Source organism: Chitinophaga sp. 22620, assembly GCF_052044405.1.
Taxonomy (GTDB): Bacteria; Bacteroidota; Bacteroidia; order Chitinophagales; family Chitinophagaceae; genus Chitinophaga.
In genome coordinates, this window is record NZ_JBQEMV010000002.1 from 977,954 (window position 1) to 996,548 (window position 18,595).

An 18,595-nucleotide genomic window follows, 5' to 3' on the forward strand; every position below is an offset into this window, starting at 1 on the left:
TGAAACCATGCATTAACATGCGAAGTTCCATCCGGCTTTTAAAAAAAAGTTATTTCACTGAGGCCGATAAAAGACATATTTGAACGAAGTAATCAATTATTAACGGATGAAAAGACTAATGATCGCAGCAATGATCGGCCTGGCCGCATGCAGCGCGCAGAAACAGGCCACACTGGCTACCGGCCCCTGGCAGGCGCACCTGCTCCGGGAAGATGGAGGGGATATCGTATTCAACTTCGAGCTGGAAGACAGCTCCGGCAAAAAGGCCATTCACATCATCAACGCCGGCGAACGTATGCTGGTGGATGATATCAGGCAGGAGGGAGATTCCGTTTTCATCCGCATGCCTTTCTTCGATTCCGAATTCAGGACCGCGCTGCAGCCGGACGGCAGCCTGCAGGGCCTGTGGATACGCCACCTGGCGGATAAGGACGTGAGCATCCGGTTCAAAGCCGTACCGGGCGTGGCGGAACGTTTTGCCGCCGCTCATCCGCCAAAATTCAACGTTACCGGCCGCTGGCCCACTTATTTCTTTTCGCCCGAAGGGAAAGACAGCAGCCTTGCCATCGGTGAATTTTCCCAGAACGGCAGCGCCGTAACCGGCACCTATCTCACCACCACCGGCGATTACCGTTACCTGCAGGGCGTTGTGGACGGCGATACGCTCAAATTGTCCACCTTCGACGGTTCGCATGCTTACCTGTTCACCGCCAAAGTGGAAAACGATTCCACCCTCAGCAACGGCGTGTTCTTTGCTGGCATTACCGCCAAAGAGCAGTTCACCGCAAAAAAGGACAGCAGCGCCAAACTGCAGGACGCCACCACCATCGCCACCGTGAAAGAGGCCGGCGCCACGCTGGACTTCACTTTCCCGGATGTGAACGGGCAAAAGGTGTCTATCAGAGACGAGCGTTTCAGGAACAAAGCCGTGATCGTGCAGATCTCCGGCTCCTGGTGCCCCAACTGCATGGACGAGACCGCCTACCTCAGCGAATGGTATAAGCAGAACAAAGACCGCGGCGTGGAGATCATTATGCTGTGCTACGAGCGCACGCCGGATTTCGGGAAGTCGAAAAAAGCCGTGCAGAGCTTCATTAAACGCTTTGACGTGACCTATCCCGTGCTGATCACCGGCGTTACGCCGTCTGACCCGCAGAAAACGGAGAAGACGCTGCCGCAGCTGACGGCGCTAAAAGGTTTCCCCACCACCATTTACCTGGACAAGAGCGGCAAAGTGAAAGAGGTGCATACCGGGTTTAACGGTCCGGGTACGGGCGAGCATTACGAAACGTACAAGAAAGAGTTTAACCACCTGATGGACGGGCTTTTGCAGTAACGTATACACGACATTTCATCAAGCGCAGGCGCCCGGTTGTAAAGGGCGCCTTTTTTTATGCGTAATTCCTTGTTATATTTCGGGTATCAATCACGTTTATGAAAACAGTATTCCTTTTCCTTGCAGGCGCCCTGCTTGCAACGGCCGCCGGGGCCCAGCAGCAGCTGAAGCCTGCCGCCAATATTGCGGCCGCCGGTTTTTCCGCTGCAAGGCTCGCCCGTATAGACAGCTTTTTCAATGACGCCATCGCAAGGGGATATGCGCCCAATGCCGTCACGTTCATTGCCCGCAACGGGCAGGTCGTGCATCATAAAGCGTATGGTCACCGCAATATTGAAAAACAGATACCCGCGCGCACGGATGATTTTTTCCGCATCGCGTCGCAGACCAAGCTGGTGACCACCATCGCTGTGCTGATGCTGTACGAGGAAGGAAAATTGTTCCTGGATGATCCCGTTTCCAAATTCCTGCCCGAGTTCAGCGACATGCAGGTGCTGGATAGTGTGGACAAGGCCACGGGCCGCGCTATTACGCACAAGGCGAGGAAGGCCGTGACCATCCGTCACCTGCTGGCGCATACCGCGGGCATTCCTTACCAGCATCCTTCGCATAAAGTGCCCGGCGGGGCGCTCAGCGACCTGGACGGTCTCACCCTCGATTCCCTTATCAGGCAGGTGGCGGCTCGGCCGCTGGTGCATGAGCCCGGGGAGAAATTTACGTATGGTTACAATACGGACATTGCCGGGAGGGTGGTGGAAGTGATTTCCGGCCGGAACCTCAGCCAGTTTTTTGCCGAGCGGATCTTCGGGCCGCTGGGCATGAAGGATTGTTATTTCTACCTGCCCGCATCCAAGGCGGGGCGGCTGGTGGAGCTGTATTCCAAGCGCACGGTGAACGATCCGCTTACGCTCAGCACGAGCGTGGAGAACCGTACCTTTCCAATTGCCGGGAAACAAACCCTTTTCCTGGGAGGTGCGGGCCTGGTGTGTACTGCGGAAGATTATGCGAAGATATGCCAGCTGATCCTGAACGGCGGGAGTTACAATAATGTGCGGCTGCTTTCCCGTAAAACGGTGGACCTGATGGGGCGCAACCAGATCGGCGACAATTTCGTGTGGGACCGCAACGACAAGTTTGGCCTGGGTTTACAGATCATCACTGATGATACGCGTTATGGCGACCAGGCTACGCCGGGTTCGCTGACCTGGGGCGGGGCATATTGTTCCGAGTATACGATCGACAGGCAGGAGAACCTGATCATGCTGGTGTTTACGAATGTGAGCCCGTATGGCTGGTATGGGGATTTTGTGCGGAAATTCAGGATATTGACTTACGGGGCGTTGGAGTAAGGATATTCATAAATCGGAGAAAGTGTTAGTCTGAGAAGAGAACATACAAAGTAAAAATCCGGCTAAGGGTAATAAAAAAAGCGGGCCCTCTAAGGAAGCCCGCTTCTTCTTATCAGGAATGTCTTAAAACTCATTCTTCCACATCATACTTTCCACCGGCCTCACGGTTCTGCCATTGTACTTCGCGTTGCCCTTTTTATTGTACAACGTTTCAATTTCCCCCTCCACCGCGAAATAGATCAGCTGGCCAATGGGCATGCCTGCGTATATGCGCACCGGTTGGGCGCAGGAGATCTCCAGCGTCCAGGTATTGCAGAACCCTACGTCGCCCTTGCCGGCGGTAGCGTGAATGTCGATACCCAGGCGGCCCGTACTGCTCTTGCCTTCCAGGAAGGGCACATGCGCGTGGGTCTCCGTATATTCATGCGTTACCCCCAGGTAAAGCGTATTCGGCTGCAATACAAAACCTTCCTCCGGGATCTCGAAATGCACGATCTCGTTATGCCTGCGGGCATCCAGCACCCTGTCCGCATAAGTAGCCAGGTACTTCCCCAGGTGCACATCATAGGAGTTGGTACCCAGGTATTTGCGGTCGTAAGGGCTGATCACGATGGTGCCCTTTTCAATTTCCTCTAAAATCCTTTTGTCAGACAAGATCATGATGTGGTTTGTTTAGGTTTAGGCCAGTTGGGTATTTCCGTTTAAATTCGCGGTAATAGCGGCGAATTTATGGCTTTAATACGAACGATACAAATTGACCCCGCCACGAAGCTGGGAGTGTGGAAAATTGGTGAAGAAGAAGCGTTTTTCAGGACCACCGTCAGCATAGAACCCGACGTTCACCACCCCCACAAGCGCCTCCAGCATTTTGCCGGCCGCTACCTCCTCCAGCACTTGTTCCCGGACCTACCCGTGAATGAAATCCGCATCCTCGAAAGCAGAAAACCGTATATTCCCGGAAATCCTTACTATTTTTCCATCTCGCATTGCGGCGACTATGCCGCCGCCATCGTGAGCACCCGGGAACATGTTGGCATCGATATTGAGAACGTGCAGCCGAAGATCGGCCGCGTAGCGCACAAATTCCTCGCCCCCAGGGAACAGGAATTCATGTCGCCCGCACAGAAACTCCCGCACCAGACTATCTGCTGGAGCGCCAAAGAAGCGGTCTACAAATGGTACGGCATGGGCGGACTTGATTTCAAAGCCAATATGCAGCTGCAATCCTTTCCCTTTCAGAACGCCGGCTTCATCACCTGCGATTTCCTGAAAGACGACCGGATCGCCTGCCTGGACCTGCAATATATTCTGGACGATAACCTATGCCTGGCCTGGACGGCGGGGGAAAGAAAACAATAAGACAACATGAAAGTATTTCTGCTTGGTTTTATGGGAGCCGGTAAATCCTATTGGGGCAAACAACTGGCCATTCACTGGAACCTGCCGTATTTCGACCTGGACGATGTGATCGTGGAGCGGGAGGGCATGTCCGTAGCCGAGATCTTCGCCGAAAAAGGCGAATCCTATTTCCGGGAGCTGGAAGGCAAGGTGCTCCGTGAGCTTGCGCTGGACTACGACAGCTTCCTGATCTCCTGCGGCGGCGGCACACCCTGCTTTTCGGATACCATGGATTTCATGAACAACGCCGGCATTACCATCTGGCTGAACCCTTCCGTGCCCGTCATGGTAGAGCGCCTGCAAAGGAAACAGGCCAAACGGCCGCTGATACAGGACCTCTCCGTGGAAGACCTCACCGCCTTCACTGAAAAGAAATTAATGGAAAGGCAGTCATTCTATGAGCAAAGTCAGGTGATCATCAGCGACGATGAGATATCTTTGGAAACTTTTGATAAATTGATCCCGCATGCATAAAACATTTCTCATATGGGCGGCGCTTTTAGGCGCGCTGGCAGTGATCCTTGGCGCATTTGGCGCGCATAAGCTGAAAGAGCTCGTGCCACCCGAAACCGTAAGCACCTTCCAAACAGGCGTTACCTACCAGTTCTACCACGTGTTCGCACTGCTGGCAGTGGGCATCCTGTACGCGCATGCGCCCGGGCCGCAGCTGGTATGGGCCGGCCGGCTTTTCCTTTTGGGCATCCTCCTGTTTTCAGGCTCGCTGTACGTGCTCACCCTGCTGAAAGCGACCGATACGGTGGGCCTGCGCGGCATCGGCGCCATTACGCCCATCGGCGGGCTGGCGTTCATTGCCGGGTGGGTAATGCTGTTGCTGGGAGTTCTCAAAAAATGATCACGGTATGATAAGAAAGACTGCCCTATGCCTGTTGCTGTGGCTGCCGTCAGCCATTTATGCCCAACACGGGGCGGAATTTTAAGACGTCGGCATTCCAAACAAGAACATTTCTTCCGGATTTCGCCACAGATGCGCAGGCGGTACTGGCCATTAATGGAGAAAAAGACGTGCAGGTGGCCAGCCAGGCCAATCTGAGAGCATGGAAAGATGGGTTGACTGCGGCAGGCAACCCGAAAGTAACCGTAAAAACCTTTCCCGGCCTCAATCATCTTTTCCAGCATTGCAAAACCTGCACGGTGTTTGAATATGGACAGCTGCCCGAGACAATATCTCCCGAAGTTCTTGCGTATATTCAGGAATGGATAGCCGCACAAACCGGGCTGAAAAAAGCTGATCATAAAACTGACAGCCGTTCCGGGAAGAATTAAACAGCTGGTTGTGGTAAACCGCCGGGCCCCGGAAATAATTTTCCGCGATTGCCCCGGCAATAGTTAATTTTGATTTCGATTATGGCAGGTAACAAACTGAAATCAGAAAAGAAAGAACCTAAAAAGAAAAAAGAACAGCTACCCAATCCTGATACGCTCAAGCCGGACAAAGAGCCGGAGGTAAAAGTGAAGGAGCTGGTAAAGGATGAGCGCACCCATAAAGTACTGGGGGCTTTTTTCCTGCTGCTGGCGCTGTACTGCTTTATTGCTTTCACATCCTACCTGTTCACCTGGGAGGAGGATTTCGATAAAGTGCACCGTTACTCCTCGTCCGTACTCTTCAGGCACGAAATTGAAGTGGACAACCTGCTGGGCCGCCTCGGCGCGTTTACTTCCCACTGGTTCTTTTTCAAGGGCTTCGGCATTGCCTCTTACCTGTTCTGTTATTTCTTTTTCATTATTGGTATCAACTTCATTGTAGGCCGCCGCGTATTCCGCTTCTGGCGCAATGTGAAATACATCATTTTCGGGCTGCTGTTCATCAGCATGACCTTCGCTTTCCTTACCGGCAAGTCGGCCTTCCCCTGGGGAGGGGCCATGGGCGATGCGCTCAATCGGTGGACGAGCGGTTTCCTCGGTAAGACCGGCGCAGGTTTGCTGCTGCTGGTGGCGGGGCTCAGCTGGATCATCTGGAAATTCAACGTGGACTTCAAATGGCCGGAAAAGAAACCCAAACCGGTGAAAGAACCGTTTGCCGGTTTCGGGGAGCCGGATGAAGAGGAGGAAGAAGAACCGGAACCCGTTTTTGCGCCTGCCAAAAATAATGCGATGAAAGGGGGCGGAAGTCCCATCACGGTGATCCCTCCCGTGGAAGAAGAAGAATTTGAACAGGAATTACAGCTGATCGAAAAAGAAGATCCCGCGCCCAAAGCCATCACCTTCATTCCGCCTGCACCGACACCCGAACCGGAACCTGAACCGGAAGCTGAGCTGATGCTCACGGAAGAAGAGCCCGAACCGGAGCCCGGGATCTACACCCCTCCACCTTCACCTTCACCGAAAAAAAGCGGGGCGGTGGAAGAAGTGGCTTTCGAGATCAAACCGGTGTACGAAGATCCGACCGACGATGAAGTGGAAGAGATCGTGCCTGTGCGTGAAGCTGTGCCCGTAGACCCATACGAGCCCACCCTCGACCTGCGGGATTACAAATACCCCGCGCTGGACCTGCTGGAGAACCATGGGTCAGACAAGATCGTGCAGGACACCACTGAGCTGGAGAAAAACAAGAACCAGATCATTGACACGCTGAAGAACTACGACATCGCTATCCAGAAGATCAGCGCCACCGTTGGGCCTACCGTTACCCTGTACGAGATCGTGCCGGCCGCGGGCGTGCGTATTTCGAGGATCAAGAACCTGGAAGACGACATTGCGCTGAGCCTTTCGGCGCTGGGCATCCGCATCATCGCGCCCATTCCCGGCCGCGGCACCATCGGTATTGAAGTGCCCAATGTGAAAAAGACTATCGTTTCCCTGCGCAACATGCTGGCGTCTGACAAGTTCCAGCACAGCCAGATGGACCTGCCCATCGCCATCGGGAAAAAGATCGACAACGAGAATTTTATCGCGGACCTTGCCAAGATGCCCCACCTGCTGATGGCGGGCGCTACCGGCCAGGGTAAGTCAGTGGGCATCAACACCCTGCTGGTATCGCTGCTGTATAAAAAACATCCTTCGCAGCTGAAGTTCGTGCTGGTAGACCCTAAGAAAGTGGAACTTTCGCTGTATAAGCTGATCGAAAAACACTTCCTGGCCAAGCTGCCCGGCGAAGAAGATGCGATCATTACAGACACCAAGAAGGTGGTGCATACCCTCAACGCGCTTTGTATCGAAATGGACCTGCGGTACGACCTGCTGAAAGAAGCCGGCACCCGCAACATCCGCGAGTACAACGGCAAATTCACCCAGCGCAGGCTGAACCCGCAGAAAGGCCACCGCTACCTGCCGTTTGTAGTGCTGGTGATAGATGAGTTTGCGGACCTGATCATGACCGCGGGCAAAGAAGTGGAAATGCCTATCGCGAGGCTGGCGCAGCTTGCCCGTGCCGTGGGCATCCACCTCATCATCGCTACGCAGCGCCCGTCCGTGAACATTATCACCGGTACCATCAAGGCAAACTTCCCGGCGCGTATTGCATTCAAAGTATCATCCAAAATAGACTCCCGCACCATTCTCGACATCGGTGGGGCGGAGCAGCTCATTGGCCAGGGAGACATGCTGATCTCCTTCAATGGCGAGCTTGTGCGCCTCCAGTGCGCATTTGTGGACACGCCTGAAGTGGAAAGCGTGGCCGAGTTCATCGGCGAACAGCGCGGTTACCCGGACGCTTTTCTGCTGCCGGAGTATATCGACGAAAAGGATATGGAAGGCAAGGACTTCAGCCTGGCAGACCGTGACCCGCTCTTCGAAGAAGCCGCCCGCGTGATCGTACAGAACCAGCAGGGCTCCACTTCGCTGCTGCAAAGGAGAATGAAGCTGGGCTACAACCGGGCAGGCCGCCTGATGGACCAGCTGGAAGCCGCCGGGATCGTAGGCCCCAACATGGGAAGCAAAGCGAGGGACGTGAACGTGAAAACCGAAGCCGACCTCGAAGAAATTCTTAACAGTATGTTATAATTTGCGCACGCCAGCCTGCATTCTTCCACTTTTGACGGAAATAAACGAATTTTGCAATTCTTTAACATGACGGTATAAACTTACCGGCATAAGATTTGGTCTAATTCCCTACAACTACAACACTTAAACTTATGATGATGAAGAAAACGGTATTAACGGGTTTGATCATGTGCGGGATGGTATTCGGCGCCAGCGCCCAGGCATCGTCGTCCTCCGGCAAAAACGACCCGAAAGCCAAGGTGGTGCTGGATGGCGTGAGCAAAAGGTTCAAATCCCTCAAATCTGTTATCGCTAATTTTGTACTGAAGGTGGAAGGCGCCAACAACAGCGTGAGCGACACCAAAAAGGGTTCTGTTTACGTAAAAGGGTCCAAATATAAAGTGATCATGGACGGACAGGAGATTATCAGCGACAACAAAACCTCCTGGACCTACGCCAAAGACGTGAACGAAGTGACGATCAGCAATGTGGACCACAGCAACAGCAGCATGACGCCCGCCAAGATCTTCACCAATTTCTACGACAAAGACTTCCTGTACCGCCTGAATGGTGAAACCACCGAGAAAGGAAAGGTGCTCCAGAATATAGAGCTGACGCCGACCGACAAATCCAAGAACTTCTTCAAAGTGCTGGTGGACGTGGATAAGAAGAACCAGACCCTGGCCCGTATGAAGGTTTTTGAAAAGAACGGCAACCGTTACACTTACGAGATCACCAATTTTACCCCCAACGGCGCCGTGAAAGACGATCTGTTCACCTTCGACGCGAAGAAATATCCCAACGTGGAAGTGGTAGACCTCCGCTAGTTCAACCTTTACAGCATAATACTGGAACGGCTCCCGGTTCGGGGGCCGTTTTTTATTTGCGGGAGGCTGTCTCCGGCCATTGTCATGTATCCGCCGCAAACAGCAGAACTTTACTTTTTTTTGCTACATTTGCCAAGTTTTATTATAAAAATCAAGCAATATGGCATACGACGTAATCGTAATTGGTAGCGGCCCCGGTGGATACGTGGCGGCTATCCGGGCTTCTCAACTGGGATTTAAAACAGCAATAGTAGAAAAGGAGAGTTTGGGCGGTATCTGTTTGAACTGGGGTTGCATCCCGACCAAAGCATTATTAAAATCCGCACAGGTAGTAGAATACATCAACCATTCCAAGGATTACGGCGTAACCGTTGAAGGGTCCGTGGTTGATTTTCCCGCTGTGATCAAACGCAGCCGTGGCGCGGCAGATAAAATGAGCAAAGGCGTTCAGTTCCTCATGAAGAAGAACAAGATCGACGTGCTTATGGGCACTGCCACGCTGAAAGCGAAAGGCCAGGTGGAAGTGACCGATAAGGACGGGAAAGTATCCGTTCAGGACGCCAAGCACATCATTCTCGCTACCGGCGCCCGCGCCCGCGAGCTCCCCAACCTGAAGATCGACGGGAAGAACGTGATCGGCTACCGCCAGGCCATGAACCTGCCTACCCAGCCCAAAAGCATGATCGTGGTAGGCTCCGGCGCTATCGGCGTTGAATTTGCCTATTTCTACGCTACCCTGGGCACCAAAGTGACCATCGTTGAATTCATGCCGCGCATCGTGCCGGTTGAGGACGAGGATATCTCCAAAGAACTGGAAAAGATATACAAGAAAAAAGGTATCGAAATAATGACCAACGCCAGCGTGGAAGCTGTTGAAGGTGCAAAGAACGGCGTAAAGGCGAAAGTGAAGACCGCTACCGGCGAAGTAACCCTGGAAGCGGACGTGGTGCTGAGCGCTGTGGGTATCACCGCCAACATCGAAGGTCTCGGCCTCGAAACCCTCGGCGTAAAAACCGACAAGGGCAAAGTACTGGTAGATCCTTATTATGCCACCAATGTTCCGGGCGTTTACGCCATCGGCGATATGGTTCCGGGCCAGGCGCTGGCACACGTGGCTTCCAAAGAAGCTATCGTTTGCGTGGAAGCCATTGCTTACAACGAAAAGAAATACAACCACAAACCCCACCCGATCGACTACAACAACGTTCCGGGCTGTACTTACTGCACGCCTGAGATCGCATCGGTGGGTTATACTGAAAAGGCCGCCAAAGAGGCCGGTTACGAAGTGAAAGTGGGCAAATTCCCCTTCAGCGCTTCCGGCAAGGCTGTGGGCGCAGGCGCTACAGAAGGTTTCGTAAAAGTGATCTTCGACGCCAAATACGGCGAATGGCTGGGCACGCATATGATCGGTATGAACGTAACAGAAGCTATTGAACAGACCGTTACCGCACGTACACTGGAAACCACTTACCTGGAAGTGCTTAATTCCATCCACCCGCACCCGACCATGAGCGAATCCGTGAAGGATGCGATCGAAGTGGCTTACGGCGAAGCGATTCACCTGTAAATCAACTTGTTGATAACGATAAAGCGGAGGCTGCACCATGTGGTGCAGCCTTTTGCGTTTATGACAGCACGAGTATTTATTAGCATCAGCCTTCCATGCAGCGCGGTGTATACACCGCCGCCGCTTATCTTCTTCCTCCCGCATTCCCTCCCAAAACCACCTTGTTAATCTTCCGGTTATCAGTAAATTGCCGCTTTGATTCACCAAATCCATCTTATGAGGCAAAAAATCGCTACATACCTGTTGACCGCAGTATTATCCCTCGCCCATCTTTCCGTTTTTGCCACGGAAGGCATGTGGCTGCCGCAGCTCTTGGGCAGGCTGAACGAAAAGGAAATGAAAGGCATGGGCCTGAAGATCTCCGCGGCAGATATCTACAACGTCAACAAAGGCAGCCTGAAAGACGCCATTGTCAGCTTCGGCGGCTTCTGCACCGGGGAGATCATTTCCTCCAAAGGCCTGCTGCTCACCAATCACCACTGCGGCTACGACGCTATCCAGAAACATTCCTCACTTCAGCATAATTACCTGGACAAAGGCTTCTGGGCCCGCAGCATGCAGGAAGAACTTCCCAATGCCGGGCTTACCGCCACCTTCATCGTACGCATCGAAGATGTGACAAAGGCGGCGCTGGAAGGCGTTTCCGCCAGCCTCACCGAAAGCGAACGCCAGAGCGCGATAGACAAGAACCTGAATATGATCAAAGGCGGCGCGAAAAAGGAAACCTGGCAGGAAACCCTCATCAAACCCTTCTTTGAAGGCAACCAGTATTTCCTGTTCGTAACGGAAACATACAAAGACATACGCCTGGTGGGCGCGCCGCCCTCTTCCATCGGGAAGTTCGGCGCCGATACGGATAACTGGGTATGGCCCCGCCATACGGGCGACTTCTCCATTTTCCGCGTGTACGCGGGGAGAGACAACCGGCCTGCGGAATATTCCAAAGACAATGTTCCCCTACAACCCAAACACTTCCTGCCCATTTCGCTGGACGGCATCGCGGAGAACGATTTCACGATGGTATTCGGTTTCCCCGGCCGCACGAACGAATACCTGCCCTCCGAAGCCATGAAGCTCACCGTGGAAGGCCAGGACCCCGCCCGTGTAAGCATGCGCGACGCTGCGCTGAAAGTGATCGACGGCTTTATGCGCCAGGATGAGCAGATAAAAATTCAATATGCGGCCAAACAGGCCTCCACCGCCAATTCCTGGAAAAAATGGATCGGCGAGATGCAGGGCGTGCGCCAGACGAACGGCATTCAGCGCAAGCTGGACTACGAAGCCCGTTTCCGGCAGCTGGTGAACAACAACGCGGAATACCGCGGCACCTACAGCGGCCTGCTGGACTCGCTCAATAATCTCTACAAAACGCAGGCGCCGTACGCCATCGCGCGCGATTATTACAGCGAGCTGATACGCAGTGTGGAAATGCTGGGATTCGCCAACAACGCCATCACCCTGCTGCAGGAAACGCGGCTGAAAGGGGAGGAGCAATATGAAACGCTCAAACAGGCTTATCTCGCCAAAATAAAACCGCAATACCAGAACTATAACAACGATGTGGACCGCGAAGTGGCGGCCGCGCTGCTGGATATTTATTTCAAAGAGGTGCCCTCGAACAAGATCGGCGGAGAAGCTTACCAGGTATGGATGGAGACGAATAAAGACGGGAAGAGGACTGCGGACAAAATGTACAGTCAATCTGCTTTTTCGTCGTACGACAAGCTGGCCGCGTTCCTGGACAGGCCTTACAAAACCGTGTCTGCCGACGTATGGAAAGACCCCGCCACCCGGCTGATGATCGGCCTGCGCAACGGTTATATCGATTTTGTGAATAAACCTTACGACGAGCTTCAGCCGGAGATCAACCGCCTGCAACGCCGTTATATGGCCGCGCAGATGGAAGTGATGAAAGACAAACGTTTCTACCCGGACGCCAACAGCACGCTGCGCATTACCTACGGTAAAGTGAACGGCTACGCGCCCCGCGACGCGGTGAAATACGACTTCATCACTACGCTGGACGGTGTGATGGAAAAATACAAACCCGGCGATTATGAGTTCGACGTGCCTGAGAAATTACGGGAACTGCATGCCCGGAAAGACTATGGCCCATACGGTGCAAACGGCAAGATGCCGGTATGTTTCATCGCCAGCAACCACACTACGGGCGGCAATTCCGGCAGTCCCGCGCTGGATGCGTACGGCAACCTCATTGGCCTCAACTTCGACCGTACCTGGGAAGGCACCATGAGCGATATCAACTACGATCCTTCCATTTGCCGCAACATTATGGTGGACATCCGGTATGTATTGTTCATCGTGGACAAGTTTGCCGGTGCAAAACACCTCGTTGATGAAATGAAGCTTGTGCATCCGAAAAAAGGGAAAATGACGCCGCTGAAAAAAGCGTCCTGATAATAAAAAAAAGACCGCCTCACGAGGCGGTTTTTTTTTATGCCGAAGATATTGTTACCAGTTATGCCCCGGCGCAAAAACGCCGCTCCGGTTGCCCAGCGTGAGGCCGATGGTGATCTCATGCGTGCCTTTACTGACGTAGTTCAGCGAAGAAGCTGTATAGTCGTATGCGTAACCGATGTTTAAGACCGGTGTGATGTAAGCCCCGAGCATCCCGGCAAACCCGTCGTCCACCCGGTAATTGGCGCCAACCCACAGACGGTCGCGGTAAAGCAGCTTTGCATTCACATCGATACCCAGCGGTGCAGGGTCTACAATTTTCAGCATCATGGAAGGCAGCACGCTGAAATCGTTGCTCAGCCAGAGGCGGTAGCCCGCGGTGATAAATACATGTGGCGTGAGCTTCCCGCGTTCTCGTGCATTGATAATTTCACCTTCGTCGAATGTGAGCTCTTGCGGAATGATGTTCTGCACAGATGCGCCGCCGAAGAAATCAGCAGAGTACAGCCAGATGCCGGCGGAGAGGTCTGGCTTCCATTTTCTCATCAGGCCAACGCCCGCCATGGTAGGGTCGCCAGGATCGGCGAAATCCAGCTTGTCCGCATCCAGGCTGTAGGTTTGCATGCCGGCCCCGAGACCCAGGCTGATGCTTGTTTTCGGGCCAAGGCCGATGTGATGCGCATAGGCGGCATTCACCGCGAAGCGCCGGATAGGGCCGGTTACATCGCTTAACACCGTGAAGCCCACGCCTGGGTGCCCTTCCGGGGCGCTGTAATTGTCCCAGTAAGTTTTATCGCGCGAGGTATACCGCATGTCTGTCGGCGTCGTATTGTTGCGGGAATATTTGCCCAGCGGGCCGTGCGCCGAAAGATAGGTGGTGACCGGTGCATCCTGCAGGCCGGCCCATTGATGCCGGTGGCTGGCTTTTATGTCCCAGTAGCTTTCAATGCCCGCCATGGCGGGATTGAGGATAAAGGGATTCATGAGGTATTGCGTATAGTGCGGCTGCTGCTGTGCAACGGCGGCCGGCGTAAATGCCAGCATCAGCAGGAATATGTATAAATATTGTCTGATCATAACCAACATTATTTAAGGATGGTAACGGATCCTGAAACGGGCTTCCCGCCGTCTCCGGGGTGAATGACGTAATAATAGGTACCTATCGGCAGCGGCTCCCCGCGGTATTTACCGTCCCAGGCGGCGCCGTACCCGTTGGAGCGGAACAGGCGCTGGCCATAGCGGTTGAATATTTCCACGATGCAATTGGGATAATGCACCAGTTCCCGGATCACCCAGGTATCGTTGATGTTATCGCCATTGGGTGAAAATACGTTCGGGGGGTCGATGGCTTTGATGATGGTGACCGTTACCTGGTCCGTTGCGCTGCAATTGCTGCCGCTGGTGGCGGTGAGCGTATATACGGCGTCGCGGGTGGCTACCAGCGAAGCGCGCAGCACATTGGGATCAATAAAATCCGCTGCCGGCGACCAATGGAATGTTACCTGCGTGGTATTGTTTGCCGTCGGGCTGAATTGCACCTGTGCGCCTTGTTTTACGGTGAACGAAGGCCCCGCGTCTATCACCGGCAACACGGTGGCTACTACCGGCAGGCTGAAAGGTTCGGACACGCAGCCGTTGCCGTCCGTTACGCGAAGGCTCACCGCAAAATCGCCGGCGGTATTGAAACGGTGGGTGGGGCTTGCCGCAGATGCGGTTCCGCCATCCCCGAAGTTCCAGTTCCATGCAGATGCGCCGCCTGTGCTCATATTCGTGAAGGTGACGCTTCCGCCCTGGCATACGGAATCGAGGGAAGCGACGAAGCCCGCAACAGGTAAGGCATTCACGGTAATGCTGCTGCTCGCGGAGTCTACGCAGCCATCTGTAGTGGTGAAGATATATTTCACGGCATGCTGCCCCACTCCCGCAACAGCAGGGGCGAAGCTGCCGTTGGCGCTAACGCCTGCGCCGCGGTAGATGCCGGTTCCAGCCAGGTTATTCTCCACTGAAGCAGTGGCGACTGTAACCGGTCCGGGCGCTGAAACGCATACCGGCGGGATCACGCTGTAGGCCAGGTCCGGCAGCATGCCCAGCTTCACCTGCACACTGGTATCGTTCGTACAGCCGTTCACGGTAGTAGCGGTATATGTAACATTGAAAGTGCCTGGCGCGGCATAATGATGCACGGGGTTTTTGTCCGCAGACAGCGGGGAACCATCCCCGAAGTTCCACTGGTAGCCGGTAACAGCCTGCCCGTCAGGTGTAGTGGCATTGCTGCTGAAAGCGGCTTCGCCATTCACCGGGAGGCACCCTTCCGGCAGGGTAAGGCTGAGCAGCGGTTTGGCGCGTATGGTGAGAGTGGTGGATACGGAATCCACGCATCCGTCGGTAGTTGTGAAAATATATTTAACGGGATGAGTGCCGGCCCCTGCGATCGCAGGATTCAAAATGCCAGTTGTGCTAACGCCTTCACCGGTATAAATACCGCTACCCGGCAGGTTATTCACTACCGAAGCATTGGCAACCGAAGCAGGTCCTTGCGTGGAAATGCAGACTGGTGGAATAACGCTGTAGGCGAGATCAGGCAGCATGCCTAGCTTCACCTGCACACTCGTATCATTCGTACAGCCATTAACGGTAGTAGCGGTATAGCTGACGTTGAAAGTGCCCGGCGCAGTGTAATGATGCACCGGGTCTTTGTCCGCAGACAGCGGGGAACCATCCCCGAAATTCCACTGGTAGCCGGTGACGGCCTGCCCGTCAGGTGTAGTGGCGTTGCTGCTGAAAGCGGCTTCACCATTCACCGGGAGGCATCCTTCCGGCAGGGTGAGACTGAGCACCGGTTTGGCGCGTATGGTGAAGGTGGTGGATACGGAATCTTTACAGCCTTCCGTAGTGGTGAATATGTATTTGGCGGTATGTGTGCCGGCACCCGCGATACCCGCCTGCAATGCGCCGTCGTCGGTAATTCCCGGGCCGCTGTAGATTCCTGCACCCGTTGCACCGTTCAGTACGCTGGCCTGCGCCACGGAAGCAGGGCCGGTGGCGTCTTCACAAACGGGTGGTACCACGGAATAACTCAGTTCCGGTTTGGCGGCGACGGTTACGTTGAACGTGCTGTCACTGGTGCAGCCATTGCTGGTGGTAACAGCATAGTGCACGGGATAGGTGCCGTTGCCGGCATAAGTATATACAGGGTCTTTGTCTGTGGAAGTGCCGGTACCATCGCCGAAGTTCCATTGGTAGCTGCTGATCGTTTGCCCGTCTGGGGTAGCGGCATTGCTGGTGAATGAAGCCGAACGGTCTGCCGGCAGGCAGTTGCCTGGCATCGTGAGCGTGATCGACGGATTGGCGTGTACGGTGATAGTCCGGCGGGCGGTATCGCTTATGCACAGGTCGCTGACCTTCGCAACCATTTTCACTTCGTAACTGCCGTAGGTATTAAAGGTAGCCTGCTCTGAAGCGTTGCCGCTGTTAAGAGTCGGCGCGCCGTTCCCGAAATCCCAGGACCGCCCTGAAATTGCCGCTGAGCCTGCATAAGCAGAACCGTTATCAGTGAAAGTGACCGCGCCTTCTTCGCATACGGCCGGTACAGCGCTGTTGAAGCTGGCCGTGGGGCGGTCGTGTATGGTGAACGAAACGGAATCCAGGCTTACGCAGCCTATGGTGGTAACGGCGCGGAGTTTTGTTTTATGTGTGCCGGGCGGGTAGAGTTTTTTCGCCTCCCGTGCATTGATAGTGCTGCCGTCAGGGAAGCTCCATACCCACCTGTCGAATGTAAAAGCGCCGCTCGTTGTACCGGCCGAAAGTTGCACAGTATCTAATGTGCATGCGGTAGGGTTGCTGAAAGCCGCTGTTGCCTGCGGTCCGGCCCTCACTTCAACGGGAATGTTGATGGTCTCGGTATGGTTACATGGATTGATGCTGGAGTGGGCGGCTTCTACAGGGATGGCATAGTCGCCCGGGGCGCTGAACGTGTACGGCTGCGGCAGTACGTATTGATAATACAGAACGCCGTCAACACGTACGGTATCTATGGGCGAAGGCATATTTTGCAGCACGTCCGTATTGGGCGTGATGGCGCCGCCCATGGCGCTGATCTTCCAGTTCAGACTGGTGGCAAGGTAGGGGAGGAATACGGACAGCTGCGCCGGTGTACCCTGGCAGGTATATTCGCTGCTTGCTGCGCTGCTTTCCGCGTTCCTGATCCGGCCAAAACCGTTGAGGTTCCACAAGTTCATGCCCACATTGTAGCCGTAACTTTCCACGCTGCCCAGGCCATAGGTGATACCGGTGAACGGCTGGTCGCAGGTAATGATGCCCGATGCATTCAGGGCATTATACCGTTTGACCGCAACACTATAACCTGCCAGCTGCGGATGCGGGTACACATGATCCGCGCCTGCGCCATCTATCCGTAAAGAAGCCAGGCCGGCATCGGGCACTATTAGCGTTACGTAATTATTATTGATGCTTTCACGCGAGGTACGGGTGAACACGGTTTTTTTAACGCCTTGCGCCAGCGGGCTTAAGTAGACCATCTCCGGGTCGCCTAACCCGGTGGTATTGTTGCAGCCGCTTGCAGAAGACATGTATTGGGCCACCATCACCGGCTTGTCTGCTTCAATAAGATCGGCGGTATTGCTTTGAAATTCGTAATAGGCGTTATCGGTGAGCGGTCCCAGCGCAACGCCGTTCCGCCTTACTACCGTTGCCGGATCGCTTACCAGTACGCGGTAGATATCCGTCCGGAAGTTATCCGCGGCAATGGCGTTGGAAAAAGGCGCCGTAAGATAGCGCTGCCCCCAGGTGTGCCGGGGAAGCAACTGCTGGATGATATAATCGCCGCCTCCGGGATAGTTGCCCGGGCAGGAAATATAGGTGCGGCTGCTGCCGGAAAAGACCCCAATGGGATGGCATTCGCCGCTGCTGTTCTGGATTGCGCGCACTTTTGTGCCCGTGAGATCGTTCCCGAAACCTGCACCCAGGCTGGCCCCAAGCAATTGGTATATCTGGCCCTTGCTGAGCGTCGCGGTGAAGGGTACACCGGCCATCCTGCCGTTGCGCGTGGGTTTGGAGGGTGTGATCTCGATCACCGTATTATCTTCTTTTGCGATCACGAAGAGCCAGGAGAATGCATTGTCCTGGTAATACTGCTGGCTGTTGAGCGAGAGGTATTCATACCCCCAGGTGTTGCTGGGCAGCAGCATGGAAGACCCGCTGGAGGCGCTCCCCAGCATATGCACGTTAGCCACCACCGGCACATCGCTCTCGATGTGAATACCTTTGCTGGCGAAGATACCTTCTCCGCCTGTTCCGCCAAACGATGGCGGAACCGAATACAAACGGGCGTCGTAGAACCCGGCTTTGGGCAGGTATTCCGTGGTGATGGCAGTGTTGGCGGGAATGCTGTAATGCCGTACCCAGGCGGTACCGTGTATGCTGACCGTTACATTGGCCGCCTGTTCGGCGCTGATATGCAGGACCAGTTCCTGGGAATTGCCCATGCCGGGCTCCATGAACTGGTGATGCCCGTACCCGACCCAGAAATCGGTGCCGGCATTGGACAGCTGCTGCGCGGAAACGGTATGTTGCAATAATACACAGGTAATAAACGACAATGCGCGCCGGATATAAGCACGGGGTAAAGATGGTTTCATGCAGGGTATTCGGTTTAAAACACAGGGGAATACTAATCGGCGGCAAGATAAAAACTATTTCCCGAAAAGTGCAAACGCAGGCGCAGTAAGGCATTGCCTCCCCC

13 protein-coding genes are annotated in these 18,595 nt (G+C 54.4%); 10 read left to right on the plus strand and 3 right to left on the minus strand.

What is annotated here, in order from left to right:
• Window positions 1-106 precede the first annotated feature (106 nt).
• Together ACTJIK_RS13655 and ACTJIK_RS13660 are read left to right on the plus strand one after the other, a co-directional pair.
• A complete protein-coding gene (locus ACTJIK_RS13655) occupies window positions 107-1,336 on the plus strand; it encodes a TlpA disulfide reductase family protein (RefSeq protein ID WP_440646937.1) in 1,230 nt (409 codons plus the stop codon).
• Window positions 1,337-1,434: 98 nt separating this feature from the next.
• A complete protein-coding gene (locus ACTJIK_RS13660; RefSeq protein WP_440646939.1) occupies window positions 1,435-2,685 on the plus strand; it encodes a serine hydrolase domain-containing protein in 1,251 nt (416 codons plus the stop codon).
• 123 nt (window positions 2,686-2,808) lie between these two features.
• Here the strand turns inward: ACTJIK_RS13660 and dcd are convergent, their stop codons facing one another.
• Entirely contained in the window at window positions 2,809-3,345 is a 537-nt protein-coding gene (dcd, locus tag ACTJIK_RS13665) for a dCTP deaminase (RefSeq protein ID WP_440646941.1), read from the minus strand.
• Window positions 3,346-3,414: 69 nt separating this feature from the next.
• Between dcd and ACTJIK_RS13670 the strand changes: the two genes are divergently transcribed.
• The 8 genes from ACTJIK_RS13670 to ACTJIK_RS13705 all read left to right on the plus strand — a co-directional run bounded on the left by ACTJIK_RS13670 (window position 3,415) and on the right by ACTJIK_RS13705 (window position 12,834).
• On the plus strand, window positions 3,415-4,044 hold the full coding sequence (locus ACTJIK_RS13670; protein ID WP_440646943.1) for a 4'-phosphopantetheinyl transferase family protein: 630 nt from the start codon (window positions 3,415-3,417) through the stop codon (window positions 4,042-4,044).
• Window positions 4,045-4,050: 6 nt separating this feature from the next.
• The gene (locus tag ACTJIK_RS13675) at window positions 4,051-4,557 is read left to right on the plus strand and encodes a shikimate kinase (protein WP_440646945.1); all 507 of its coding nucleotides are present in this window, start codon (window positions 4,051-4,053) and stop codon (window positions 4,555-4,557) included.
• Window positions 4,550-4,936, plus strand: coding sequence for a DUF423 domain-containing protein (locus ACTJIK_RS13680; protein ID WP_440646947.1), 387 nt, complete (start codon window positions 4,550-4,552; stop codon window positions 4,934-4,936). The genes ACTJIK_RS13675 and ACTJIK_RS13680 overlap by 8 nt, the downstream gene beginning before the upstream one ends.
• Before the next feature lie 59 nt (window positions 4,937-4,995).
• Window positions 4,996-5,367: a hypothetical protein gene (locus tag ACTJIK_RS13685; RefSeq protein ID WP_440646949.1), complete on the plus strand. Its 372-nt coding sequence runs from the start codon at window positions 4,996-4,998 to the stop codon at window positions 5,365-5,367.
• Between the two features lie 81 nt (window positions 5,368-5,448).
• Entirely contained in the window at window positions 5,449-8,043 is a 2,595-nt protein-coding gene (locus tag ACTJIK_RS13690) for a DNA translocase FtsK 4TM domain-containing protein (protein WP_440646951.1), read from the plus strand.
• A 131-nt stretch (window positions 8,044-8,174) separates the two neighbouring features.
• The gene (locus ACTJIK_RS13695) at window positions 8,175-8,849 is read left to right on the plus strand and encodes a LolA family protein (protein WP_440646954.1); all 675 of its coding nucleotides are present in this window, start codon (window positions 8,175-8,177) and stop codon (window positions 8,847-8,849) included.
• Between the two features lie 160 nt (window positions 8,850-9,009).
• On the plus strand, window positions 9,010-10,416 hold the full coding sequence (gene lpdA / locus ACTJIK_RS13700) for a dihydrolipoyl dehydrogenase (RefSeq protein ID WP_440646956.1): 1,407 nt from the start codon (window positions 9,010-9,012) through the stop codon (window positions 10,414-10,416).
• A 216-nt stretch (window positions 10,417-10,632) separates the two neighbouring features.
• A complete protein-coding gene (locus ACTJIK_RS13705; protein ID WP_440646958.1) occupies window positions 10,633-12,834 on the plus strand; it encodes a S46 family peptidase in 2,202 nt (733 codons plus the stop codon).
• Window positions 12,835-12,888: 54 nt separating this feature from the next.
• On the opposite strand, the gene ACTJIK_RS13710 is transcribed toward ACTJIK_RS13705, so the two are convergent.
• Entirely contained in the window at window positions 12,889-13,911 is a 1,023-nt protein-coding gene (locus ACTJIK_RS13710) for a PorP/SprF family type IX secretion system membrane protein (protein WP_440646960.1), read from the minus strand.
• A gap of 8 nt (window positions 13,912-13,919) precedes the next feature.
• The gene (locus ACTJIK_RS13715) at window positions 13,920-18,491 is read right to left on the minus strand and encodes a PKD domain-containing protein (protein WP_440646962.1); all 4,572 of its coding nucleotides are present in this window, start codon (window positions 18,489-18,491) and stop codon (window positions 13,920-13,922) included.
• Window positions 18,492-18,595 lie beyond the last annotated feature (104 nt).

Bases quoted from the DNA above. Each gene is read 5' to 3' on its own strand.
- ACTJIK_RS13655 (WP_440646937.1), top strand. From the start codon at position 107: ATGAAAAGACTAATGATCGCAGCAATGATCGGCCTGGCCGCATGCAGC.
- ACTJIK_RS13660 (WP_440646939.1), top strand. From the start codon at position 1,435: ATGAAAACAGTATTCCTTTTCCTTGCAGGCGCCCTGCTTGCAACGGCC.
- dcd (WP_440646941.1), bottom strand. From the start codon at position 3,345: ATGATCTTGTCTGACAAAAGGATTTTAGAGGAAATTGAAAAGGGCACC.
- ACTJIK_RS13670 (WP_440646943.1), top strand. From the start codon at position 3,415: ATGGCTTTAATACGAACGATACAAATTGACCCCGCCACGAAGCTGGGA.
- ACTJIK_RS13675 (WP_440646945.1), top strand. From the start codon at position 4,051: ATGAAAGTATTTCTGCTTGGTTTTATGGGAGCCGGTAAATCCTATTGG.
- ACTJIK_RS13680 (WP_440646947.1), top strand. From the start codon at position 4,550: ATGCATAAAACATTTCTCATATGGGCGGCGCTTTTAGGCGCGCTGGCA.
- ACTJIK_RS13685 (WP_440646949.1), top strand. From the start codon at position 4,996: ATGCCCAACACGGGGCGGAATTTTAAGACGTCGGCATTCCAAACAAGA.
- ACTJIK_RS13690 (WP_440646951.1), top strand. From the start codon at position 5,449: ATGGCAGGTAACAAACTGAAATCAGAAAAGAAAGAACCTAAAAAGAAA.
- ACTJIK_RS13695 (WP_440646954.1), top strand. From the start codon at position 8,175: ATGATGATGAAGAAAACGGTATTAACGGGTTTGATCATGTGCGGGATG.
- lpdA (WP_440646956.1), top strand. From the start codon at position 9,010: ATGGCATACGACGTAATCGTAATTGGTAGCGGCCCCGGTGGATACGTG.
- ACTJIK_RS13705 (WP_440646958.1), top strand. From the start codon at position 10,633: ATGAGGCAAAAAATCGCTACATACCTGTTGACCGCAGTATTATCCCTC.
- ACTJIK_RS13710 (WP_440646960.1), bottom strand. From the start codon at position 13,911: ATGATCAGACAATATTTATACATATTCCTGCTGATGCTGGCATTTACG.
- ACTJIK_RS13715 (WP_440646962.1), bottom strand. From the start codon at position 18,491: ATGAAACCATCTTTACCCCGTGCTTATATCCGGCGCGCATTGTCGTTT.